Origin of the sequence: Arthrobacter ginsengisoli (genome assembly GCF_031456935.1) — a bacterium.
Classification (GTDB): Bacteria; Actinomycetota; Actinomycetes; order Actinomycetales; family Micrococcaceae; genus Arthrobacter; species Arthrobacter ginsengisoli.
This window is the reverse complement of record NZ_JAVDVQ010000002.1, coordinates 263,442-285,564: the sequence shown is the minus strand read 5'-3', so window position 1 is coordinate 285,564 and position 22,123 is coordinate 263,442. Positions and strand designations below refer to the sequence as shown.

General features: G+C 67.3%; 18 protein-coding genes and 3 tRNA genes. 5 read left to right on the top strand and 16 right to left on the bottom strand.

Annotation, left to right across the window (positions count from 1 at the left end):
- Window positions 1–47: 47 nt before the first annotated feature.
- Window positions 48–947, bottom strand: a complete 900-nt coding sequence (rpsB, locus tag J2X01_RS03375; protein WP_310050558.1) for a 30S ribosomal protein S2 — start codon at window positions 945–947, stop codon at window positions 48–50.
- 528 nt (window positions 948–1,475) lie between these two features.
- Here rpsB and J2X01_RS03370 point away from each other — a divergent pair.
- Complete coding sequence (locus tag J2X01_RS03370; protein WP_310050556.1) at window positions 1,476–2,132, top strand: M23 family metallopeptidase; 657 nt, start codon at window positions 1,476–1,478, stop codon at window positions 2,130–2,132.
- A 97-nt stretch (window positions 2,133–2,229) separates the two neighbouring features.
- On the opposite strand, the gene J2X01_RS03365 is transcribed toward J2X01_RS03370, so the two are convergent.
- The 6 genes from J2X01_RS03365 to J2X01_RS03340 all read right to left on the bottom strand — a co-directional run bounded on the left by J2X01_RS03365 (window position 2,230) and on the right by J2X01_RS03340 (window position 7,567).
- Window positions 2,230–3,420, bottom strand: a complete 1,191-nt coding sequence (locus J2X01_RS03365) for an acyl-CoA dehydrogenase family protein (protein ID WP_310050554.1) — start codon at window positions 3,418–3,420, stop codon at window positions 2,230–2,232.
- A 207-nt stretch (window positions 3,421–3,627) separates the two neighbouring features.
- A tRNA-Ile gene (locus J2X01_RS03360) sits at window positions 3,628–3,701 on the bottom strand.
- An 81-nt stretch (window positions 3,702–3,782) separates the two neighbouring features.
- The gene (locus J2X01_RS03355) at window positions 3,783–4,979 is read right to left on the bottom strand and encodes a glycosyltransferase (protein ID WP_310050553.1); all 1,197 of its coding nucleotides are present in this window, start codon (window positions 4,977–4,979) and stop codon (window positions 3,783–3,785) included.
- Between the two features lie 95 nt (window positions 4,980–5,074).
- A complete protein-coding gene (locus tag J2X01_RS03350; protein ID WP_310050551.1) occupies window positions 5,075–5,980 on the bottom strand; it encodes a DMT family transporter in 906 nt (301 codons plus the stop codon).
- Window positions 5,980–6,615 carry a CDP-alcohol phosphatidyltransferase family protein gene (locus J2X01_RS03345; protein ID WP_310050549.1) on the bottom strand — a complete coding sequence of 212 codons (636 nt, stop codon included), beginning with the start codon at window positions 6,613–6,615 and terminating at the stop codon, window positions 5,980–5,982. Before J2X01_RS03345 ends, J2X01_RS03350 begins: the two co-directional genes overlap by 1 nt.
- Before the next feature lie 55 nt (window positions 6,616–6,670).
- Complete coding sequence (locus J2X01_RS03340) at window positions 6,671–7,567, bottom strand: phage holin family protein (RefSeq protein ID WP_310050546.1); 897 nt, start codon at window positions 7,565–7,567, stop codon at window positions 6,671–6,673.
- 203 nt (window positions 7,568–7,770) lie between these two features.
- On the opposite strand from J2X01_RS03340, the gene J2X01_RS03335 reads away from it, so the two are divergent.
- Both J2X01_RS03335 and J2X01_RS03330 read left to right on the top strand, forming a co-directional pair.
- Window positions 7,771–8,994 carry a multidrug effflux MFS transporter gene (locus tag J2X01_RS03335; RefSeq protein WP_310050545.1) on the top strand — a complete coding sequence of 408 codons (1,224 nt, stop codon included), beginning with the start codon at window positions 7,771–7,773 and terminating at the stop codon, window positions 8,992–8,994.
- A gap of 337 nt (window positions 8,995–9,331) precedes the next feature.
- A complete protein-coding gene (locus J2X01_RS03330; RefSeq protein ID WP_310050543.1) occupies window positions 9,332–9,739 on the top strand; it encodes a hypothetical protein in 408 nt (135 codons plus the stop codon).
- A gap of 76 nt (window positions 9,740–9,815) precedes the next feature.
- Here J2X01_RS03330 and J2X01_RS03325 read toward each other — a convergent pair.
- The 7 genes from J2X01_RS03325 to J2X01_RS03295 form a co-directional block, all read right to left on the bottom strand.
- Window positions 9,816–9,888, bottom strand: a tRNA-Asn gene (locus tag J2X01_RS03325).
- Window positions 9,889–10,023: 135 nt separating this feature from the next.
- A tRNA-Asn gene (locus tag J2X01_RS03320) sits at window positions 10,024–10,096 on the bottom strand.
- 122 nt (window positions 10,097–10,218) lie between these two features.
- Window positions 10,219–12,180 (bottom strand): DNA primase, encoded by a 1,962-nt coding sequence (gene dnaG, locus J2X01_RS03315; protein WP_310050541.1) that lies wholly within the window; start codon window positions 12,178–12,180, stop codon window positions 10,219–10,221.
- A 73-nt stretch (window positions 12,181–12,253) separates the two neighbouring features.
- Window positions 12,254–13,543 carry a deoxyguanosinetriphosphate triphosphohydrolase gene (locus J2X01_RS03310; protein ID WP_310050539.1) on the bottom strand — a complete coding sequence of 430 codons (1,290 nt, stop codon included), beginning with the start codon at window positions 13,541–13,543 and terminating at the stop codon, window positions 12,254–12,256.
- On the bottom strand, window positions 13,536–14,714 hold the full coding sequence (gene dusB / locus J2X01_RS03305; RefSeq protein WP_310050537.1) for a tRNA dihydrouridine synthase DusB: 1,179 nt from the start codon (window positions 14,712–14,714) through the stop codon (window positions 13,536–13,538). The genes J2X01_RS03310 and dusB overlap by 8 nt, the downstream gene beginning before the upstream one ends.
- Before the next feature lie 64 nt (window positions 14,715–14,778).
- The gene (locus tag J2X01_RS03300) at window positions 14,779–16,158 is read right to left on the bottom strand and encodes a YibE/F family protein (RefSeq protein WP_310050535.1); all 1,380 of its coding nucleotides are present in this window, start codon (window positions 16,156–16,158) and stop codon (window positions 14,779–14,781) included.
- 144 nt (window positions 16,159–16,302) lie between these two features.
- Window positions 16,303–17,676: an FAD-binding oxidoreductase gene (locus J2X01_RS03295; RefSeq protein WP_310050532.1), complete on the bottom strand. Its 1,374-nt coding sequence runs from the start codon at window positions 17,674–17,676 to the stop codon at window positions 16,303–16,305.
- Window positions 17,677–17,926: 250 nt separating this feature from the next.
- On the opposite strand from J2X01_RS03295, the gene J2X01_RS03290 reads away from it, so the two are divergent.
- Complete coding sequence (locus J2X01_RS03290; protein ID WP_310050530.1) at window positions 17,927–18,685, top strand: alpha/beta hydrolase; 759 nt, start codon at window positions 17,927–17,929, stop codon at window positions 18,683–18,685.
- On the top strand, window positions 18,685–19,524 hold the full coding sequence (locus J2X01_RS03285; protein ID WP_310050528.1) for a DUF1295 domain-containing protein: 840 nt from the start codon (window positions 18,685–18,687) through the stop codon (window positions 19,522–19,524). Before J2X01_RS03290 ends, J2X01_RS03285 begins: the two co-directional genes overlap by 1 nt.
- A gap of 89 nt (window positions 19,525–19,613) precedes the next feature.
- Here J2X01_RS03285 and J2X01_RS03280 read toward each other — a convergent pair whose 3' ends face one another.
- Together J2X01_RS03280 and J2X01_RS03275 are read right to left on the bottom strand one after the other, a co-directional pair.
- Complete coding sequence (locus J2X01_RS03280; RefSeq protein ID WP_310050526.1) at window positions 19,614–20,633, bottom strand: GNAT family N-acetyltransferase; 1,020 nt, start codon at window positions 20,631–20,633, stop codon at window positions 19,614–19,616.
- A gap of 2 nt (window positions 20,634–20,635) precedes the next feature.
- Entirely contained in the window at window positions 20,636–22,021 is a 1,386-nt protein-coding gene (locus J2X01_RS03275) for a glycine--tRNA ligase (RefSeq protein ID WP_310050524.1), read from the bottom strand.
- Between the last annotated feature and the right edge of the window lie 102 nt (window positions 22,022–22,123).

Sequence of the window (22,123 nt, the reverse complement as noted above, 5' to 3'; positions counted from 1 at the left end):
AGATCCGGATTTATTTGTCAGCTGAGAAAAGCAGACCTACGGTCTGACTACTTTGCTTCGCCGGCGGCGTCGTCGGCAGCCGGGGCAGCCTCGGCAGCTGCCGGAGCTTCCTCTGCAGCGGCGGGTGGTTCAACAGCCGCCGGAGCAGCCTCAGCGGCGGGAGCTGCAGCAGCTTCAGCCTTGCTGCCTTCGAGGAGCTCGCGCTCCCACTCGGCGAGCGGCTCTTCCGGAGCTTCCGTGGTGCCGGTGGCGCGCTGGTTGCGGGCAATGAGGCCCTCAGCAACGGCGTCAGCGACAACGCGGGTCAGCAGGTTGACGGAGCGGATGGCGTCGTCGTTACCCGGGATCGGGAAGTCGACTTCGTCCGGATCGCAGTTGGTGTCCAGGATGGCCACAACCGGGATGTTCAGCTTCTTGGCTTCGTCGACAGCAAGGTGTTCCTTCTTGGTGTCAACGATCCACAGCGCGGACGGCGCCTTGGTCAGGTTGCGGATACCACCGAGGTTGGTTTCCAGCTTGGTGAGTTCGCGGCGAAGGAGCAGCAGTTCCTTCTTGGTGTAAGCCGAACCGGCGACGTCGTCGAAGTCGATCTCTTCGAGTTCCTTCATGCGCTGGATGCGCTTGGAGACCGTCTGGAAGTTGGTCAGCATACCGCCGAGCCAACGCTGGTTGACGTACGGCTGGCCGACGCGGGTGGCCTGCTCGGCGATGGATTCCTGCGCCTGCTTCTTGGTGCCGACGAAGAGTACGGTGCCGCCGTGGGCAACGGTGGCCTTCACGAACTCGAAGGCGCGGTCGATGTAGGACAGCGACTGCTGCAGGTCAATGATGTAGATACCGTTGCGCTCCGTGAAGATGAAACGCTTCATCTTCGGGTTCCAACGGCGGGTCTGGTGTCCAAAGTGGACGCCGCTGTCAAGCAGCTGGCGCATAGTTACGACGGGCATGCCGACGCTCCTTCCGGCAGGTCATTCATGAGACAGCCCATGGACTGTCTTACCCTGCCAATAGTTGACGGTTGATTAGCAACACCCAGGCGGGCGATGCTCCTGGCATCCACTGCGCTTCTTCACCGCACCATAGGTCCGGACCGAAAGAGGCGCAGTCCTCCCACTCTGAAGAGTTGAAGCTTCGAATGAGGAGGGCTGGATACGCGTAGTCAGCCGCTGCTCCCCCGCACCCCTGAATGAGGCGTGCCGGCTTAGACAATTACCTTGCTCGCACAAAGACAGTGATCAAGCGTGAGGGCACAGCAAACTGCTCCACCCAGTGTACTACAGGGCCCGTGCCGGAATGCACGGATTCCGGGAGCCACCGGAGGGGCCCGCCAGGGCTTTTTGGGTGCCCGTACCGACGGCTTTGCGGGAGTGGCCACCCGGGCCGCGAACCCGGGCTCCGTCCCCCGCTGCCCACGGCTATCCACATAGCCCGGGGCGATGCTTCCGACGATCCGGCGACGGCGGCAGGCTGGGTCCATGAAGTCTTTGGCGTCGATTTCCACCCTTGTTGGCGCGCTGCTCCTGGCACTCGCCCCCGTCACGGCGTCCGCCGGTCCCGGCCAGGCGGGTCGAGCCCCGGCCGGCGTGGCGTCCGGGGCGGCGACTGGGCCGGCGACTGGGCCGGCGGCCGGGCCGGCGGCCGGGCCGGCGTCTGGGCCTGCGGCCGGTCCGGCGTCTGGGCCGGCGGCAGGCGCCGGCACCGAGGCTGGCGCCTGGAGCTGGCCGCTGAATCCCAGGCCCGCCGTGGCGCGGGCCTTTGATCCGCCGGCACGGCCCTGGCTGAGCGGCCACCGGGGTGTCGACCTCCGGGCAGCGCACGACGGCGTCCCGGTCACCTCGCCGGCGGCCGGCACGGTGAGCTTTGCCGGCGTCGTGGTGGACCGCGCGGTCATCACCGTTGATCACGGCAATGGCTTGCGGAGCAGCTTCGAGCCGGTGCGCAGCGATCTCGGCGCCGGGGCCGTCGTGGCGGAGGGGGATGTCCTCGGCTGGATCCAGCCCGGCCACTGCGGACCGGCGCACTGCGTCCACTGGGGTGTTCGCCGCGGGGACGTGTATCTGAATCCGCTGGGCTTCGTGACGGACCTGCGGCCCTCCGTCCTGCTTCCGCCCCGGGATCCCGCACCCGGCTAGGGGCGGGGAGGGCAAATCGGGATGAAGGGCCGCGGGCCGTTCTGCCGGCCGCCGGGCGCTGGCGTCTTGGGGCCGCCTCGCGCTTCGACGGCCGTTCCTAGACGATCGCGGAGATTCCCGTGATCGCCCGGCCGGCGACGAGGGTGTTGATCTCGTGGGTGCCCTCGTAGGAGTAGATGGCCTCGGCATCCGAGAAGACCTTGGCCATCTCGTAGTCGGTCACGATCCCGTTGCCGCCGAGGATGCTGCGGCCCAGGGCAACACTCTCGCGCATGCGGGCAGTGGTGAAGGCCTTGGCCAGCGCGGACTGCTCGTCCTTGGCCTGGCCCAGGTCCTCCAGTTGGGAGAGCCGGACCATCATGCCCATCGAACTGACGGCATTGCCCAGGATCTGCACGAGCTGGTGCTGCACGAGCTGGAAGGAGGCGATCGGGCGGCCGAACTGGCTGCGCTCCACCGCGTAGCGGCGGGCGACGTCGAAGGCCGCCAGCTGCTGGCCGACTGCCTGCCAGGCGACGGCCAGACGGGTGACCTTGAGGACCTTGTTCGTGTCGCGGAAGCTGTTGGCGTGCGCGAGCTTGAAGAACTCCGGCACGACGACGTTGTCGAGCGTGATGTCCGCGTTCTGCACGGTCCGTAGCGAGATCTTGTTCTCGATCTTGGTGGCGCTGTAGCCCTCAGTGCTGGTGTCGACGAGGAAACCCTTGACCTGGTTGTCGGCGAGGTCGCGGGCGTAGATGACGACCCAGTCGGAGAACGTGGCGTTGCCGATCCAGCGCTTGGCGCCGTTGAGGATCCAGCTGCCGCCCTCGCGGCGTGCGGTCGTGCGGGTTCCGCCGGCGACGTCGGAACCGCCCAGGGGTTCGGTGAGTCCGAAGGCGCCGATTTTCTTGAGCGAATAGATGTCCGGGAGCCAGGCTTCCTGCTGCTCCTCGGAGGCGAGAGCTTCGATGGAGCCGGTAAAGAGCCCGTCGTGGACGCCCATGAAGGTGGCGATGGAGGTGTCCGCGCGCGTTGCTTCAGCGTGCAGGATTCCCGCGAAGAGGTTGGAGTAGCCCTGCCGCCTGACCGGGCTGACCAGGTCGATCTCGGCAAGCTTCGGAATCAGCTCCATCGGGAACTCGCCGCGGTTCCAGCAGTCGACTGCGATGGGTTTGACCTCACGGGCCAGGAATTCGCGGACCTCGGCCAGCCGGTCCTGTTCTTTGCCGCTGAGCAGCTGCTCGAAGGCGAAGAAGTCGCCGTCGGCGTACGGGAGGTTGTTGATGTCGATGTCAGCTTTGGACATGGTGTTCCTTCACGTGTGATCAGCAGCGGCCGGATCGACGCGGGGTGTCCAGCCGGCAAAATGTTACTGACCAGTAACTTACCTTAATTAGCGGGAACCCCGCAACTGGTGGAGGGCTTCGGCGGGACAACACAAAGGAGCCGGACCGACGTCGAACGTCGGCCGGCTCCTGTGGATGCGGATCCAGACCTGGATACCGCAGGAATGTAGGGCTACTCGGACTTGAACCGAGGACCTTAGGATTATGAGTCCCGCGCTCTAACCAGCTGAGCTATAGCCCCGTGGGCCCGGAAACCGTTTGCGGCCCGCGGGGCCGGATGGTTTCCGGGCGAAAATCACTCTAACAATACTAGTGGCCGGAATCAGACGACGAGGTCGTCGTAGCTCGCGCCGCGGTAGAGATCCTCAAAGGCCTGCAGCGTGCGTCCGATGCTGTGGCTCTCCACGATCCCCCGGCTTGCCTTCCCCATCGCTTCCAGCTCGTCCGAGGGGAGCGAGAGCACACGGACCATTTTGGCCGCTAGATCGTCGCTGTCATTGGGCGTGAACAGGTAGCCGTTTTCGCCGTCGCGCACCAGGTGCGGCAGCGCCATGGCGTCAGCAAGCAGCACCGGCGTGGACGCGGACATCGCTTCAAGCGTCACGAGCGACTGCAGTTCGGCCGTGCCAGGCATGCAGAACAGGTCGGCCGCCAGGTAGGCCCGGCGGAGATCGGCGTCGTTGGCCAGCCCCAGGAACTTGACCCGGTCCTGCAGACCGAGCCGGTCAACCTGCGCCTCGAGGGCCGGCCGTACTTCGCCGCCGCCGACAACCTCCAGATGGACGTCCAGCTGTTTGGGCGTCTTGGCGATGGCGTCGATCAGGACATCGATGTGCTTTTCCTCGGCGAGCCGGCCGACGAACAGGACGGTGGGGCTCGGGTGTCGCTCTAGTTCTTCGCCGGGATTGAGTTCGTAGGCCGCGGAGTCGATGCCGTTGGAGAGCGGCAGGACTTTCCGGAGGAAGGCATGCTGGTGCATGGCATTGGCCGCCAGCGGCGTGGGGGTGGTGACGACGTCGGCCTGGCCCATGACCTTGCCCATGTCCTTCCAGGAAATCCGTCCCACGATGTCCTTGAACCACTGTGGGAAGGGCAGGAAGGGGTTCAGGTTCTCAGGCATGAAGTGGTTGGTCGCCACGATCCGGATGCCGCGTTTGACGGCCTCATAGAGCACGTGCTCGCCGATCATGTAGTGGCTCTGGATGTGGACCACGTCGGGCTGGATCCGGTCAAACAGCAGGCTGATTTCCTTCTTGATCTCCCAGGGGAACGTGATCCGGAAGTACTCGTGGGTGGGAACTGAGTGCGAGCGGATCCGGTGGACGGTGCCTTCGTCGCCGAATTCGGTGTAGCTCTTGCCCTTGTCCGGGCGGCAGGCCAGGACGTGGACATCATGTCCGCGCTCCCGCATGCCCTTGGCCAGGCGGTAGCTGAACATGGCGGCACCGTTGACGTGGGGCGGGTAAGTGTCCGCGGCAATCAGTATGGTCAGAGGGTGCTGGTTGTCGGGCATGGTCACGTGGAGTGCTCCTGGTGGTCACGGTGCGGGCAGCTGGGACGGTGGTGGCCGTCGGCGCAGGCCTGCCAGGCCTACTGCTGAGGTCTGGTTTTGTCCTATGACACCCGGCCCGCGGCCTTCCGCGCGTCCTTCTTGCGCTTGGTGACTTCGGGATGGTGTCTGGACAAGGCGATCACTCCCACGATAGCAAGCGATCCGGCCGCCCCCATCGCAATCGCCGTCACGGCGTGGACATCGGGGCGAAGTTCGCCAAGGATCGTGATGCCGATCGCGATGCCCACCATCGGGTCGATCACCGTTAGCCCGGCAATCACTAGGTCCGGCGGCCCACCGGAGTAGGCGTTCTGCACGAACCAGGAGCCAAGGCCGCCGGCGGCCGCGATGGCCACTACCGAATACCACGGCACATTCAGCACGCCCAGTCCGTTCGGATCCAGCAGGTGCTTTCCGATGATACGGGTCAGGACGGCGACAAACCCGAACAGAATGCCCGCGCCCAGGATATAGATAAAGGCGCTCATCCGCTGCCTGAAGACCACAGCGAGCGTTCCGAACAATCCGACAGCCAGGGCCAGCAGCAGCACAACGGTCAGTTCGTCGGAGGCGCTGACCTGGTGGTTCTCCTGGGTCACGTTGACAGCCAGCACCACAAAGAGGGCGGAACCGGTGACGCAAGCGGAAATGGCAACCACCGTGGCCCGGTTGATGCTCAGCCCCTGGTCCTTGGCGTTAACGATCGTGGTGATGACGAGCGCGATTGCACCGATCGGCTGGACCACGGTCAGGGGTGCCAAAACCAGGGCGACAGAGTTCAACGCCATGCCCGCACACAGCAGCACCAGACCGAACACCCAGCGGGGGCTCCGGAGCAGGCGGACCATTCCGTGGCTGCTGAGCGCGAGTCCCCCGGTGTCGGCCTTGACCGCGCTGCCCTGGCGCTGGGCACCGAACGCGAGACAGAACGCGCCCAGCACAGCAAGCAGTACGGCGAACCACACCATCAGCGGGTACCGCCGTCGACGTCGACCGTGGGGTCCTTGAGCTGCCGGCCCTTGTGGATGATGGCCCGGAAGTAGTTGTAGCCAGCGATCCAATGTCCCACGAGCCCCAGGCCGAGGAATATCCAGGCGGCCACGAAGTACGCCTCGGCGCCAGGAACCTGGAGTTTCGACAGTACAAGCAGCGGTGTGCCGACCAGCAGCAGTGCAGTGCGGATTTTGCCGATCCTGCTGACCGGCAGATCGGGATGGCCGTGGAAGTAGTGGAGCGACAGTGTGAGCAGGATGGCGTCCGGCACGAGCAGCGCCGCCAGATACCACCATTCCAGGACGCCGGCGATCACCAGCGTGACAGCGACCGCAATCAGCGACAGCCGGTCCGCGATGGGATCCATAACCCGCCCGAGATTGGACATCTGGTCGAACCGGCGGGCGACGTAGCCATCCACCCAGTCGGTGCTGCCCATAATGGCCAGGACGAGGGCGGCCAGGCCGTATTCCTGCCGCCCGAGCACGAGCCAGATGAACAGGGGGACACCGAGGAACCGCACCACGGTCAACACGTTGGGGATAGTGACGACCCTGTCGTTGTGGATCTGGGCCCGACCAGGCCGGGAACCAGCGCCGATAAACTTCATCCAGTCCCCCTTTCCGTGGCCGGCAACGCTCGGGCGCCGCAGTTCAGCGGGCTGCCTAGCCCTTGAGGAGTTTGCGCAGCAGGAACACGAGCGCGGCGGCCGAGGCGGACAGAGCCACGAGCGGTTTCCAGCGCTCGCCCAGCTGGCCGGCCATGCCTGCACCGGCGCTGTCCGCAGCGGTGCCGGCCGACGCCAGGCGTTTCGTGGTGCGTCCGGCCGCGGACCGGAAACCTGCCACCTTGTCGTTGAACTGTTCCTTGCCGCCTTGCAGCTTGACCTGGGCTGCAGCCAGCAGGGTCTGCGCCTGGGTCTTGACGTCCAGCTCCTCGTCGAGTTCATCGCGGACACCGGTGAGGTGGGTGCGGCGCTCGTCCAGCCGGCGTCGCAGTTCAGCTTCGGTGGGCGGCGGACCGAAGTCCGGCTCGGCGGCCTTCTTGGCTTCCTTCTCGGCTTTGGCCTTCGCGGCGGCCTCTGCCTTGGCGGCCTTGGCGGCCTTGTACTGCTCGGAGTCAGGATCCAGCACGGCGGGATCGAAGGCGGAGCCCTCCTTGGCGATGCCAAGGTCGTACTTGAGGCCGCGGATGGTGTCTTCCGGAACCAGCGGCATGGCCTTCTTGAACTTGCCGACGCCCAGCAGGCCGCCGATCAGGGCGATCAGCAGGAAGACTCCGCTGACCAGCAGGGCCGCGAGCCAGGCGGGCATGATGGTCGCGAGGCCCATGATGGCGGCGACGATGAGGCCGACGACCAGGAAGGCCACGAAGGCGAGCGCGACGCCGAGAAAGGCGGCGGCAACGCCGACTTCCATGCCCTTGCGCTTGATCTCGACCTTGGCGAGGGCAATCTCGTCGCTGAGCTGCCGCGGGGCGAGTTTGACGATCAGTTTCAGGGTCCTGGGCAGCGCGGCAATGCGCAGCCCCCCGCTTGTCCCGCCGCTGTGACGTCCGCTCATCGGTCCCGCCTAACTGGTTACATCTGTGATTCCGCTTCCGCGGGCTTGCCGGTCTGCGCAGCCTCACGCACACCCCGGTGTCAAAACTACCATTCAGGCTCCGCGGCGGCGCCGGTGGCGGGCTGTGGCGCGCTGTGGCGCGCTGTGGCGCGCTCCTCGGCGCACACACGGCTGGCTTGATGTGAGCCCTAGGATGGACCTCTGTGACGACACCAATCAATCCCGGCGATTCCCTGAGCCGGCGCAGGAGGCTCCTCTACATTCTGCTGCTGGGCGCCCTGACGGCCCTGGGACCCTTCACCGTGGACCTGTACCTTCCGGCCTTCCCGGCGCTGGAAGAAAGCCTGGGCGTCTCGGAGGCGGCCGTGCAGCTGACACTGACGGGCACCACGATCGGCTTTGCGCTGGGCCAGCTGGTGGTGGGCCCGCTCAGTGACAAATTCGGCCGGCGGATGCCGCTGATCCTGGCGACGGCGGTGCACATCGTGGCCTCCCTCGGGGCGGCGCTGTCGACCGACATCGCGACGCTGGGCTTCTTCCGGGTGCTGATGGGAATCGGCGCCGCGGGAGGCAGCGTGGTGGCCATGGCCATGGTGCGGGACCTGTTCAGCGGTTTCGCTATGGTGCGGATGTTCTCCCGGATGGCCCTGGTCAACGGCCTGGCGCCCATCCTCGCTCCGGTGATCGGTTCGCAGCTGTTGCTGTTCATGCCGTGGCCGGGGATCTTCTTCTTCCTGGCCGGCTACGGGACGTGCGTCCTCATCGCCGCGGTGTTCGTGGTGCGAGAGACGCTGCCCCGAAATCTCCGTGGGAAAACCGGGCTGACCACCCGCCAGCGATACGGCGTCCTGTTCCGGGACCGGATCTTCGTTGGCCTGCTGCTGGTGGGCGGGATGAACTTCGCCGGACTGTTCACCTACCTTTCTGCATCGCCGTTCTTGTTCCAGGATGTCTACGGCTTCAGTCCGCAGCAATACGGCCTCCTCTTCGGGGTGAATTCCCTGGGCATTGTCGCGGGGGTGCAGACGAGCTCACGGCTCGTCCACCGGATCCCGCCGCAATGGATCCTGGCCTGCTCCACTGCGTGGATGTTCCTCATGGCCGTGCTGATCGTGATTTTCGACCAGCTGGGCTTCGGGCTGTGGGGCGTGCTGGTGCCGCTGTGGTTCTACATCCTCGGGGCGGGCCTCACGTTCCCCTGCGTCCAGGTGCTGGCGCTGGCCAAGCACGGCGCGCAGGCCGGCACCGCCGCTTCCCTGCTCGGCGCGGCCACGTTCTTGATGGCCGGCCTCATCTCCCCGGTGGTGGGCTGGTTCGGCGTCGGTTCCGCCACCCCGATGGGCGCGGTCCAGGCCGTGTGCATTTTCCTGGCCGCGGCTGCCCTGTGGCTGGTCGTCAGGCCCCGCACGGTGCCGCCGATCCAGTAGCCCGCCTCCCGCACGGCCCTCCCCTTGGGGACATGCCCAGTCTTCCCGGGGGGACATGCCCAGCCCCCGGGCCAGGACCGGGCATAGTGGCACCAGGTCCACGCGCCAACCCGAACAGGGGGCATGTCCCCGCGGCAGGGCGGGAAGCATGCGGCGCACCCGGGAGGACATGCCCAGCCCCCGCAGCCAGGACCGGGCATAGTGGCACCAGGTCCACGCGCCAACCCGAACGGGGGGTATGTCCCCCCGGCAGGGCGGGAAGGGTGCGGCGCACCCCGGGGGCGCTGCCGGCCGCTGACCCTGTTCCCGTCCCACCACGGGCGATAAAGTTGTAGTTGTGCCGCACTGGAAGGATCACCCACCCCTCCCGGCCACGTGGCAGCGGTCTGACGCCGGTATCCTGCCCCTGTGGTGGGACCGCCTGTGCAGCCAGACCAGCCAGCAGTCGGCGGCACTTTTCGCGGCCGGCCTGTTTACCGAGGACCGCCGGCGCCCGATTGCCCAGTGGTACAACGCGGCCACAGACTCGGCCCTGCTCGTCGCCCCGGAATCATCCCCCGAGTGGCCCGTGCAGCGCTTCGGCATCTTCTATGCCCCGCCCGGCGGCGGCTTCACCCAGGTCCACTCCGCCCCGCACGAGTGGCACCCGCGCGAACCCCGTAAGTCCCCCACCGAACGTGAAGCCTTCCAGGCAGCCGTGGCGGAGGCCGAGCGGTTCCTGCAGGTGGAGATGTACTTCGTTTGAAAAGTTGATGAGACGCCGTAAGAGGGCATAAAAAAGGTCCCGCACCGGGTTCATCACCGGGTGCGGGACCTGTCCGCTCCTCCTGCTGGACTTGAACCAGCAACCCTTCGATTAACAGTCGAATGCTCTGCCAATTGAGCTAAGGAGGAATGAAGCAGGTATGACATTAGCAAAGGTTTCCCCGCTTAGGAAATCGGCCCGTCACCCGCCCCTCGAATCCCAGCTATACCCCGCATGGGTATAAAAAAGTCCCCGTCCCGGTGACCCGGAACGGGGACTGCGCGCTCCTCCTGCTGGACTTGAACCAGCAACCCTTCGATTAACAGTCGAATGCTCTGCCAATTGAGCTAAGGAGGAATGAAGCGGATATAAGCCTAACAAACACCCGGCCGGGAAGTGAAATTGGCCCCCCGGCCGGCCCCTGACGGGACAACCGGGACAAGACAGGACAACCAGTGCCGGACCACCCGGCCTGCCCGTCAGGCCTCCGAGCGCAGGGACCGCCGCTGCATTTCCAGCTGCATCAGCTCGCGGTTCAGCCGCTGGAACTCCTCCGGGACGGCAGACGCGTCCAGGCGCTGCAACTGTCCCATTTTTTCAGCCTTGACCCGGGTGATCTGCAGCTCGAAAAGCCGCGCCAGAATGTCCCGGCAGTAGCGCAGCACACCGTCGGCGGTGTTGGCCGGCAGCGGCACAACCGCGAGCTCGGACACGAGCGGGCGCAGCGGCTCGGGAACCTCCTGCAGCAGCTGCTCCACCCAGCGCACCGGGTCTCCCGCAAACGCCAGTCCGGTGGCGCGGATGGCCTCGTGGACGGCCAGGTACGCCGGCGTCGAGAACCTCGCTTCGGAGAATCGCTGCCAGGTCTCACCTTCGAGCATCGCTGGCTGCTGCAGGGCAACCTCGAGCGCCTGCCGTTCCATCGCGGCCACCGGGTCGCGCGGGTCGGGCCGGTTGAAGGACAGCAGCCCTGCCGACGGCGGCAAGGGTGCAACTCCCGGGGCGGTTCCCCCGCCGGTCCGCGCCGCGTATCCTGCGCCCGGGACGCGGCCCGGGCCGTTGCCCTGCACCTGGTGTTGGCCGGAACCGGGCGCGCCCGACGGCGACTGGGCCGCACGTTTGGCGGCTGCACCGACCGCGCGGCTGACTTCCTCGACCGGCATCCCCAGCCAGCCGGACAGTTCGCGGGCGTAGCCGGGACGGATGCCGGCGTCGCGGATCTGGGCGACGACCGGGGCGGATTCCCGCAAGGCGGCGATCCGGCCCTCAACGGTGTCCAGATCGTGCCGTTTCAGCGCGGCCCGGATGGCGAACTCGAACAGCGGGCGCCGGGAGCTGATCAGGTCCCGGACGGCGGCATCGCCCTTGGACTGGCGCAGCTCGCAGGGATCTGCCCCGTTGGGCTCCACGGCCACGTATGTCTGCGCGACGAAGCGCTGGTCCTCCTCGAAGGCGCGGAGGGCAGCCTTCTGGCCGGCGGCGTCGCCGTCGAAGGTGAAGATGACCTCGCCGCCGCTGCCGTCGTCGGAGAGCAGGCGGCGGGCAATCTTGATGTGCTCGGTGCCAAAGGCCGTGCCGCAGGTGGCGACCGCCGTCGGGATCCCGGCGAGGTGGCAGGCCATCACGTCGGTGTAGCCCTCCACGACGACGAGCTGCCGGTCCTTGGCGATGTTGCGCTTGGCGAGGTCGATCCCGTATAGGACCTGCGACTTCTTGTACAGCGCCGTCTCGGGGGTGTTCAGGTATTTGGGGCCCTGGTCGTCCTCGTAGAGCTTGCGGGCACCGAATCCGATCGTGTCCCCGGCGATGTCGCGGATCGGCCAGATCAGCCGGCCGCGGAATCGGTCGTAGATTCCCCGGCCGCCTTCAGAAAACATCCCGGTCAGCTTGAGCTCGGGATCCGTGTAGCCCCTCCCGCGGAGGTGCTTGAGCAGCGAGTCCCAGCCCTGCGGGGCGTAGCCGACGCCGAACTGATCGGCGGCGGCGCGGTCGAAGCCGCGGTCGTGCAGGAAGTTTCGGCCTTCGGTGGCCCCCGGGGTGAGCAGCTGGGCGCGGAAGAACTCGTCCGCGATTTTGTGCGCGTCGAGCAGGCGCTGCCGCCGGCCGACCTCCTCGCGGTTCGGGCCGGAGCCGCCGTCCTCGTACCGGAGCTCGAAGCCGATCCGGGCGGCCAGTTTTTCCACGGCCTCGTGGAACGAGGTGTGGTCCAGTTTTTGCACGAAGGAGATGACGTCGCCGTCCTCGCCGCAGCCGAAGCAGTGGTACCGGCCCACCTGGGGCCGGACGGTGAACGAGGGCGAACGCTCGTCATGGAAAGGGCACAGACCTTTGTAGGAGCCCAGTCCGGCGACCTTGAGGGTCACGTAGCCGTCGACGACTTCCTTGATGTCCGTGCGCTGGCGTACTTCGTCGATATCTTCGCGTTTGATCAGGCCAGCCACAGTGCCATCCTAGTACCGCGCCCCGACAGGACAGGCGCAAAACAGCACACTGCGGGCAAGGTCACCGCGCCCGTCACCACAGCGATGGAAGGCTGCCCACGAGCCGCTCGTACATGGCCAGGGCGGAGCCGTCGGTCAGCGACGCGACCTGGTCGATCACAACGCGCAGCCGCGCGCCATCGTCCTCCGCGTCGCGCCAGTCGGCCGCGAACATCGGCTCCAGGTGGCGGTCCCCGGTGGCGCTCAGGGCTGTGACGAGGGCGTGCAGGACCTCGCGCTGGCGTTCGTAGATGGGTTGCCGGTGCTCCGTGGTCATCACGAAGGTGGTGGCCAGGCCCTTCATCACGGCGATTTCCATCACGGTCTCGTCCGGAACGATCAGTTCGGCGTTGTAGCGGGTCAGATTCTCCGGGCCGTACACCGCGCGGGTGGACGCCAGCGCACTCTGGCAGAACCGGCCGATCAGCTGGCTGGTCATGTCCTTGAGTGCTGCCATCGATTTGCGGCTGCCGTCGGCCTCGCGGACCCACACGCTGGTGGCTTCCAGCCGGGCGAGCGCAGCGTCGATCGCGGCAGGGTCGTTGTGCGGCAGATACCACTGCTTGGCATAACCGACCACGCGGGCACGGTGGTCCGGATTGTCCATCCAGCGGAGCTGGAAGTGCCCGGCGACGATCGCGTCCTCGACGTCGTGCACGGAGTACGAGATGTCATCGGCGAGGTCCATGACCTGCGCTTCGAGGCAGGAGCGCCGCCCCGGCGCGTTCTCGCGGATCCAGTTGAAGATCGGCAGGTCATCCTCGTAGGCGCCGAACTTGCTGGTCCGCTCGCCGTGGATGATGGGGGCGTTCTCGGCCGACCACGGGTACTTCGCGGCGGCGTCGAGGCTGGCCCGGGTGAGGTTGAGCCCGGCGGGACGCCCGTCGGGGGCAAGGACCTTGGGCTCGAGCCGGGTCAGCAGGCGCAGGGTCTGGGCGTTTCCCTCGAAGCCTCCGATCGCGTGGGCGACTTCATTCAGGGCCGATTCGCCGTTGTGCCCGAAGGGCGGGTGGCCGAGGTCGTGGCTGAGGCAGGCGGTGTCCACGACGTCGGGGTCGCAGCCCAGGGCACGGCCCAGCTCGCGGCCCACCTGTGCCACCTCGAGGCTGTGGGTGAGGCGCGTGCGGACGAAGTCGTCGGTGTCCGGCGCCACGACCTGGGTTTTGGCGCCGAGCCTGCGCAGCGCCGAGGAGTGCAGCACCCGGGCGCGGTCGCGTTCGAAGTCGGAGCGGTAGGTGGACTTGGGCGGCTCCTCCACCCAACGGGCAGTGTCGCGGCCCACATACCCGTCCAGCACGGGGGCGGTGGTCCTGGTTTCAGCCACCGGACACGTCCAGTTCCGCGTGGCAGATCTCGCGCGCCTGCTCGGCGTCCATGGTGCGGTCCTGCAGCCAATCCTTGGGCAGGGCCACCTTCTTCGGCGAGCCCGCGCGGCCGCGGGGGCCTTCGGCGTCGCCCCCGGGGTAGGGCGAATCCAGGTCCAGCTGGTCCAGGGTGCCGCGGAGCACCTCGAGGCTCGTCACCATCGCCAGCTTGGTGCGCAGTTCGCTGCCGACCACATAGCCCTTGAAGTACCAGGCCATGTGCTTTCGGATCTCCCGCAGGGCCTTGCCCTCGTCGCCGAAGGTTTCGACCATCAGTTCGGCGTGGCGGTAGACGCTCTCCGCGACCTTCCGCAGGTCCGGCGTGTGCCGCTCATGGCTGCCTTCGAAGGCCGCCATGAGGTCGCCGAACAGCCACGGGCGGCCCTGGCAGCCGCGGCCCACCACAACACCATCCACCCCGGTCTCGCGGACCATGCGGATGGCGTCCTCGGCGGACCAGATGTCCCCGTTGCCGAGGACCGGGATGTCGGGGAGGGCTTCGCGCAGCCGCGCGATCGCGGACCAGTCGGCCTGGCCCGAGTAGAACTGCGCCGTGGTGCGGCCATGGAGGGCGACGGCGGCGACCCCGGAATCGCGGGCGATCCGGCCGGCGTCGAGGTAGGTGAGGTGGTCCTCGTCAATCCCCTTGCGCATCTTGATGGTCAGCGGGATGTTGCCGTTGGAGGCTTCCTTGACCGCGGTCCGGACAATCGAGGTGAACAGGTCGGTCTTCCAGGGCAGCGCCGAACCGCCGCCCCGCCGGGTCACCTTGGGCACCGGGCAGCCGAAGTTGAGGTCGATATGGTCCGCGCGGTCTTCCTCGACGAGCATCCGTACGGCCTGGCCGACAGTGACGGGGTCCACACCGTAGAGCTGGACGGACCGGACCTTCTCATCGTCGTCGTGCGCGATGATCCGCAGTGATTCCGGCGTGCGCTCCACGAGGGCGCGGGACGTGACCATCTCCGCGACGTACAGGCCGCCACCGTATTCACGGCAGAGCCTGCGGAACGCGGAGTTCGTGATGCCCGCCATGGGAGCGAGGATCACCGGCGTGTCCACCGTCAGGGGGCCGAGCTTCAGGGGCGGGAGTTCCAGCTTGGGCGCGGGAGGGGTAGCTACAACAGTCACCCGTTTATTGTCTCAAAGCCGGGCAAATCGGCCCGATCCGCGCCTGCTATGTGGAAACCCCGCGTCAGGCCCGTACGGCGGCGCGGCGCCCGCGGCGCCCGGACGGCGCGTCCCTGTCGGCATCGGCGGGGCCGGCGGCGTCGTCCTCCAGCCGTGGCGCGGCGTCGGCGGACCCCATCCCGGCGGGCCTGGTTCCGGCTGCCTTCAGGCCCGTTGCCTTGACCACCAGCACCGCGATGAGGGTGGTGACCGGGATCGCCAGGACCAGCCCGACGGAGCCAACGAGGGTGCGGATCACTTCCTCGGAGAGCTCGGCGCTGGTGAGGGCATCACCGAGCGGCCGCTCATAGAGCATCACCAGGATCAACACCGGCAGGGCCGCACCGGCGTAGGCGAATGCGATGGTGTACACGGTGGAGGCGATGTGGTCCCGGCCGATCCGCATGGCGGAGGTGAAAAGCTGGCGGGCGGACGTTTCCGGGGCCAGTTCCCAGAGTTCCCAGACCGCCGAGGACTGTGTAATGGTGACGTCGTTAAGCACGCCCAGGCCGGAGATGATCAGGCCGCACAGGATGATGCCGGAGATGGAGATGTTGTCGGAGATGTTCGCGAGGGTGGCGGAGTCGTGGCTGCCGACGCCGGCGAGGTTGGCGGCGTCGGTGGCCCAGGCTGCCAGCAGCGCGGTAATCGCGAGACCGAACATGGTGCCGAGCAGCGCCGTCGAGGTCCGGGCAGAAAATCCGTGGGCGAAGTACAGCACGCCGATCATGATCACGGTGGACCCGACCAGTGCCAGCAGCAGCGGCGGCTTGCCCTCCACCAGCCCCGGCAGCATAAAGGCCACCAGCACGCCGTAGGCCCCCACGAGTCCGATCAGCGCCCGCAGCCCGCGCCAGCGCGCCACGGCGATCACCACGACGGCGTAGAGCACGGCCAGGAAGGTGATTGGCAGGGTCCGGACAAAGTCGACGAAAACATACGCCGGCGTGCCCTGGGATTCGGCGCCCTGGACCTTGGAGAGGTTCAGGTAGCGGATGTTGTCGCCGACCTTCACGCCATGGGATTTGGCGACGTCGGGGTTGATGACCACCTTGACCGGGCTGCCGCCCTTGTCCGGATCCGTGAACGCAAAGATGCACTCCGATCCTTGTTGCGGTGCCGCATCTGCCCCGGTCTGCGGGACGGCGTCCATGCAGCTTCCGGTGACCACACGCTGGATCTTCCCGGTGTCGAACGTGACTCCGGGCGCGGCCGCGTAGGGGCTGGCGAGCGTGATCCCCTCCTTGCTGCCCGAAGGCCACAGCAGGGCCATGGCCACGAGGGTCAGCAGCGTCAGCGGGATCAGGATGGCAGCCAGGATGAGATTGGCCTTCTTGCGCGCCGCGAGCGCCTGGGGCGTCGGATCCGCGTGTCCTTGCGGGGTGTGTGAATGTCCGGCGCCCATCAGCAGTTCAACCTCATGCCGAAGACTTTACGGCGTTTTGTGGAGCCGTTATGACCCGGCAGGCGACAGCAGGCGCCGGTATGATGCACGACGCCGGGACGGGCCCCGGTGCCCCCGGTGCCCGTCCCGACCACGCTCGTCCAGTCAGACCGGGGTGATGTTCTGGTTCACGTGGAAGAGGTTCTGTGGATCGTACTTGGCTTTGATCCCGCTCAGGCGGTCGTAGTTTGGCCCATAGTTCTCCGCGACCCGGGACCGGTCGTCACCATCCATGAAGTTGATGTAGCCCGCAGCCTCCGAGTAGGGCTGCAGCGCCGCCGCGTAATCCCGCACCCAGGCGATGTTCGCTTCGGTGTCCCCGGGGTCCTCCCAATGGCAGGCGATGACCGGGGAGAACTTGGCGTTCCGGTTGGGGAAGGCTGTGTCCTTTACGCCCACCCGGTGCACCGCTCCGTCGATCGGGTAGATGTGCACCGCGGTCTGGACGCTGGGCACCCGGCTTCCGAAGTCCAGGTGGGCGTTGATCGCTCCGTCGCTGAGTTCGGGAAGGAAGGCCGCCTTCCAGTACGCCAACAGCCCCTTGGGGTACAGTCCGTCGAAGGCCGAGTTCAAGGCCGGATAGGGCATCGGCCCCACCATGGACCCCACCACCGGAGCGACGTCGAGGAACGGCTGCCAGCGGGCCGGCCCTTCGGCCGGGTCGCCGGTCCACATGCCGACCACAACGCAGACCGGTTTCCCGTGCCACTCTTCCGGAAGGAAGGGAACCGGCGGCCCCTGGTGGAAGGCGAGGAAAGCGCCCAGCTCTTCGGGGGCTGAAGCCAGGTGCTCACGGTAGAACTTCGCAACGGTTTCGGCGTGCTCCACCGGATAGATGACGATGCCGGCATGGACCATGTCCACCGGATGCAGGCGGAATTCCAGCGAGGTCACGACGCCGAAGTTCCCGCCGCCGCCCCGCAGCGCCCAGAAGAGGTCGTCGTTCTCTTTTTCGCTGGCCGTGAGGAACTTCCCGTCCGCGGTGACGACGTCGGCCGAGAGCAGGTTGTCGCAGCTGAGCCCGTACTTCCGGTCCAGATAGCCGATGCCCCCGCCAAGGGTCAGGCCTGAGACGCCGGTTGAACCGACGATTCCGCCGGTGGTCGCCAGCCCGAAAGCGTGCGTGGCGTGGTTGAAGTCGGCCCAGGTTGCGCCCGCCTCGGTCCTCGCCGTGTTGTTGGCCGGATCGACCCGGACCCCTCTGGTGTTGGCGAAGTCGATGACCAGCGCGTCGTCCGCAGTGCCAAAGCCCGGCCCGCTGTGGCCCCCGCCCCGGACGGCGAGGGCCAGGGAGTTGTCCCGGGCGAAGTTGACTGCGGCCATGACGTCCGCCACCTGGGACACGCGGACCACCGCTGCCGGCCGCTTGTCAATCATGCCGTTCTGCACGGCCCGCGCCTCGTCGTAGTCCGCATCGCCAGGGGTGATGACCCGCCCGCGGACCTGCTCGCGCAGGCTATCGAAGCTGATTCCGTTCATTTTCTGTACCGTCGATTTCGTCGTGGTTTCCGACCCGGACGGTGAACTGCGCTCCCAGCCGGCATGGCGCCCGGAGGTTTACGAGCACAGGCTTACTCCTCCGCCCTTGCCCCGTCAAGAGGATCCGGGCGGCGCCGTCGGTACACGCCTGCCATCCGCCCCCAATCTTTCGGGCCCGCCGCTCCGAATGTTCACTGCGGGCACTGCGCCCTATGTTGGAATTGACGGACAAGATGTGGAGGATACGCCAGTGGCCATACGCAAGATCGACGACCGCGAACCTCAGCCGGCGGGTCCCGGCGCGGACGCCATGGCTGTCTTGAGCATTGCCGGGGCCAGCGGGGTAACCCGGGGCGTGGTCCTGGTCCTGCACGGCGGACGCTCCAACAGTTACGAAGCCGTCCGCGGCGGGCACCTGAGTCCCGCGCGGATGCTGCCCTTCGCCCGTGCCCTCCGCAGTGTCGGCGGACCCGACGGGCTGGCCGTCTGGACGCTCCGGAACCGGTACCGCGGCTGGAACGGTAAGGACATGTCCCCCGTGCAGGACGCCCGTTGGGCGCTCTCCCACATCAGCCGCGAACACCCGGGGGTCCCTATTTTTCTCCTTGGCCACTCGATGGGCGGCCTGACTGCACTCTGCGTCGCGGACCATCCCGAGGTGCAGGCCGTCGTCGCCCTCGCGCCCTGGCTCGATGCCAAGACCCCGGTGAAACCCCTGGCCGGTCGACGGATCCTGATTGTCCATGGCACCGGGGACCGCTGGACCAGCCCCGCGAACTCGCTCGCCTACGCCCGCCGGGCGCACGGTGTCGCGGAGTCCGTGGAGTACGTCGCGCTCAAGGGGGCCGGACACTTCATGGTCCGCCGCGTGGGCCTGTGGAACTCTCTGGCCAACGGATTCATCCTCGAGGCCTTCGCCCGCAGCACAGGGCGGGAACTCCGGGGCAGTCCGGACACGTTCCGCAGCCTCGTTCCCTCCTCCGGCGCCGGCCTCCCGGTGGTGCTGTAATGCCGGCGTTTCCACTCAATGCCTTCCTGGCCAGCCTGCCGTGGGTGGTCGCGGGCCTCATGGTGCTGCTGGCGTTGACCTTTGCCGTTGCCGTCCGCCAGAGCCGCCACTCGGTCATCGACACCGTCTGGGGCCTCGGCTTCGTCGTCGTGGCCGCCATCTCCTGGCTGCTCTCGGCCGGACACGGCGACGACGGCCGCAGGCTGTTGCTGCTGGGGCTCGTGGCGGTCTGGGGCATCCGGCTGGCCCTCCATATCGGTCTCCGGTCCCGCGGCGGCCACGAGGATCCGCGGTACGTGGACATGCTCTCATCCGCCCCCGGGTCGCGGAACGTGTACGCCCTGCGCAAGGTCTACCTGCCGCAGGGCGTGATCCTGTTCTTCGTCTCGCTCACAGTCCAGGTGGGGATGTTCAGCACCGGAAGTGTCGGCTGGCTGGCCTGGCCGGGCGTGCTGCTCTGGATCGTCGGCTTCGTCTTCGAAACCGTCGGCGACTGGCAGCTGGGGCAGTTCAAGGCCGATCCGGCCAGGCGCGGCACCGTGCTCAACACCGGGCTCTGGCGCTATACCCGCCACCCGAACTACTTCGGCGACGCGGCCGTCTGGACCGGGCTTTTCCTTATCGCGGCCGATTCCTGGCCCGGGGTGCTGACGGTCCTTTCCCCGGTCCTGATGATCTGGCTGCTCGCCGGCAAGTCGGGCAAGCCGCTCGCCGAGAAGGCCATGTCCGCCCGCCCCGGCTATCAGGAGTATGTGGAATCCACCTCGGGCTTCCTGCCCCTGCCGCCCCGCCGGCCAGGCGGGCGACAGCCAGGCGGACAGCAGGCCGGCGGGCGCTGAGAAGCGCCCGGCCAGTAGCCCGCGGCCAGCCTTAAACGCCGCCGGCCCGCAGTAGTGGACTACTGCGGGCCGGCGGCGTTTACAGGTGCCTAGGCCGGGTCGGAGACGACCAGGGTCTCGGCGCCCTGGCGGCGGGCCCGTCCGCTCTCCAGCAGGGGGTCGACGACGGCGCACAGCGCCTCCATCGAGTCGTCCAGTTCCAGCACCACGGGATGCTGGAACGCAATCAGCGCCAGCAGATCCCGGACGGCGGCCCGGGCTTCGTCCGCCGCGAGTTGGGGCTCGTGGCCCACGAACACGTCGGTGGGCTGGCCGGAGGTGGCCGTGTCCTCCCCTGCAGCCTTGTCCCCCGCGGGGCTGGGCGCGGGGGCAAGCCCGGCGTAGCTGATGGCGAAGGCCTGGAGCTGGCCCTTCTTGCTGGCCGGCACGCCCTGGCCGAAGGCGCTGGCTTTGGGCGCCCGCAGCACAATCGCGCCGTGGGCTCCGCTAAGTTCGTCCAGGAACAAACGCTGGACCGTGGCGATGCTGAGCTCACCGGGGCTGTCCCAGGAGTGCACGGCCGTGTAATAGCGGCCCACGACGTCGCTGAGTTCCACCGAGCCGGTGGCAAGGTCCTCGACCTGCTCGGAGGCGGCAGCTTCCGAACCGTCGCCGAAGACGGGCAGCTTGAGCGCCCCCGGCTCGACAACGACCAGGCGGGAGCGCTGGATCGGGGCCAGGCCCGCCGCCTCGGCGAAAGCCGCGCCGGGAGTGCCTGGCTCCACCTTGGTCCGCAGCCGGGAGACACCCGACGGCGACTGCGCCGCCTCATGCCGCAGCATGGTCAGCAGCGTGGAGCCGACGCCGGTGCGGCGGTGCTGCCGGTCGACCTCGATGTAGGCCCAGAGCCGCTGCGGGTGCAGCGACGCCTCATGGATCACACCCGCCGCGACCGGGATGGCCACGCCGTCGACGACGTCCTCGGCCACGATGCACCGGCGCCACGGCGCGTTGCCCGAGGGGGCCAGCGTGCCGCGGAACTGCCGGGCCTGCTCGGTTTCGGGCCCGCCCCAGATTTCAAGCAGGGCGAGATCATCGCCGTCGCGCCATTCACGGTATGCAATCGCCACGATCAGGCGCCGATCAGCCGTGCGGCCAGGTAACCCTCCACCTTGTCCAGGGACACGCGGTCCTGGCTCATGGTGTCGCGTTCGCGGATCGTGACGGCCTGGTCGTCCAGCGTCTCGAAGTCCACGGTGATGCAGAACGGGGTGCCGATTTCGTCCTGGCGGCGGTAGCGGCGGCCGATGGCGCCGGCGTCGTCGAACTCGATGTTCCAGCTCTTGCGCAGCTGGGCGGCGAGGTCCTTGGCCTTCGGCGACAGGTCCTCGTTGCGGCTCAGCGGCAGCACGGCTGCCTTGACCGGCGCCAGGCGCGGATCAAGCTTGAGCACGGTACGGATGTCCACGCCGCCCTTGGCGTTGGGGGCCTCGTCCTCGGTGTACGCGTCGATCATGAAGGCCATGAAGGAGCGGGTCAGGCCGGCGGCGGGCTCGATCACGTACGGGGTGTAGCGCTCGTTGGTGGCCTGGTTGAAGTAGCTCAGGTCCTGGCCCGAGGCCTTGGCGTGGGTGGACAGGTCGAAGTCCGTTCGGTTGGCGATGCCCTCGAGCTCGCCCCACTCCGAGCCGTGGAAGCCGAACCGGTATTCGATGTCCGTGGTGCCCTTGGAGTAGTGGCTGAGCTTGTCCAGAGGGTGCTCGAAGAAGCGGAGGTTGTCTTCCCGGATGCCCAGGCCGGTGTACCAGGACATCCGTTCCTTCATCCAGTACTGGTGCCACTGCTCGTCGGTGCCGGGTTCGACGAAGAATTCCATTTCCATCTGCTCGAACTCGCGGGTGCGGAAGATGAAGTTGCCCGGGGTGATCTCGTTGCGGAAGGACTTGCCGATCTGGCCGATGCCGAACGGGGGCTTCTTGCGGGAGGTGGTGAGCACGTTGCTGAAGTTGACGAAGATGCCCTGGGCCGTTTCCGGCCGCAGGTAGTGCAGGCCCTCGTCGCTGGCCACCGGGCCGAGGTAGGTCTTGAGCAGGCCGGAGAATTCCTGGGGTTCGGTCCATTCGCCGCGCGTGCCGCAGTTCGCACAGGCGATGTCCTTGAGGCCGTTCTCGGCGGGACGGCCCTTCTTCTCCTCGTATTCTTCCTCGAGGTGGTCCGCGCGGTAGCGCTTGTGGCAGGAGAGGCACTCGACGAGCGGGTCGGAGAACACGTCGACGTGGCCTGACGCTTCCCAGACCTGGCGGGGCAGGATAACGGAGGAGTCCAGGCCGACGACGTCGTCACGGCCGCGGACGACGGACTGCCACCACTGGCGCTTGATGTTTTCCTTGAGTTCGGCCCCAAGGGGCCCGTAGTCCCAGGCAGAACGCGAGCCGCCATAGATTTCACCGGCCTGGAATACGAAACCCCTGCGCTTGGCGAGGGAAATGATCTGGTCGAGGACGGATTTTGCTGCCATGGGAACTAACTCCACTTTCTACAGGGCCGCTGGGTGCGGTCCGCGGTCTCAGCCCCGGAACACCGGCTGGTTGCCGGACGGGGCACTGCCAATACGCAAGAC

Bases quoted from the DNA above. Each gene is read 5' to 3' on its own strand.
- rpsB (WP_310050558.1), bottom strand. From the start codon at position 947: ATGCCCGTCGTAACTATGCGCCAGCTGCTTGACAGCGGCGTCCACTTT.
- J2X01_RS03370 (WP_310050556.1), top strand. From the start codon at position 1,476: ATGAAGTCTTTGGCGTCGATTTCCACCCTTGTTGGCGCGCTGCTCCTG.
- J2X01_RS03365 (WP_310050554.1), bottom strand. From the start codon at position 3,420: ATGTCCAAAGCTGACATCGACATCAACAACCTCCCGTACGCCGACGGC.
- J2X01_RS03350 (WP_310050551.1), bottom strand. From the start codon at position 5,980: ATGGTGTGGTTCGCCGTACTGCTTGCTGTGCTGGGCGCGTTCTGTCTC.
- J2X01_RS03345 (WP_310050549.1), bottom strand. From the start codon at position 6,615: ATGAAGTTTATCGGCGCTGGTTCCCGGCCTGGTCGGGCCCAGATCCAC.
- J2X01_RS03340 (WP_310050546.1), bottom strand. From the start codon at position 7,567: ATGAGCGGACGTCACAGCGGCGGGACAAGCGGGGGGCTGCGCATTGCC.
- J2X01_RS03300 (WP_310050535.1), bottom strand. From the start codon at position 16,158: ATGGGCGCCGGACATTCACACACCCCGCAAGGACACGCGGATCCGACG.
- J2X01_RS03295 (WP_310050532.1), bottom strand. From the start codon at position 17,676: ATGAACGGAATCAGCTTCGATAGCCTGCGCGAGCAGGTCCGCGGGCGG.
- J2X01_RS03285 (WP_310050528.1), top strand. From the start codon at position 18,685: ATGCCGGCGTTTCCACTCAATGCCTTCCTGGCCAGCCTGCCGTGGGTG.
- J2X01_RS03275 (WP_310050524.1), bottom strand. From the start codon at position 22,021: ATGGCAGCAAAATCCGTCCTCGACCAGATCATTTCCCTCGCCAAGCGC.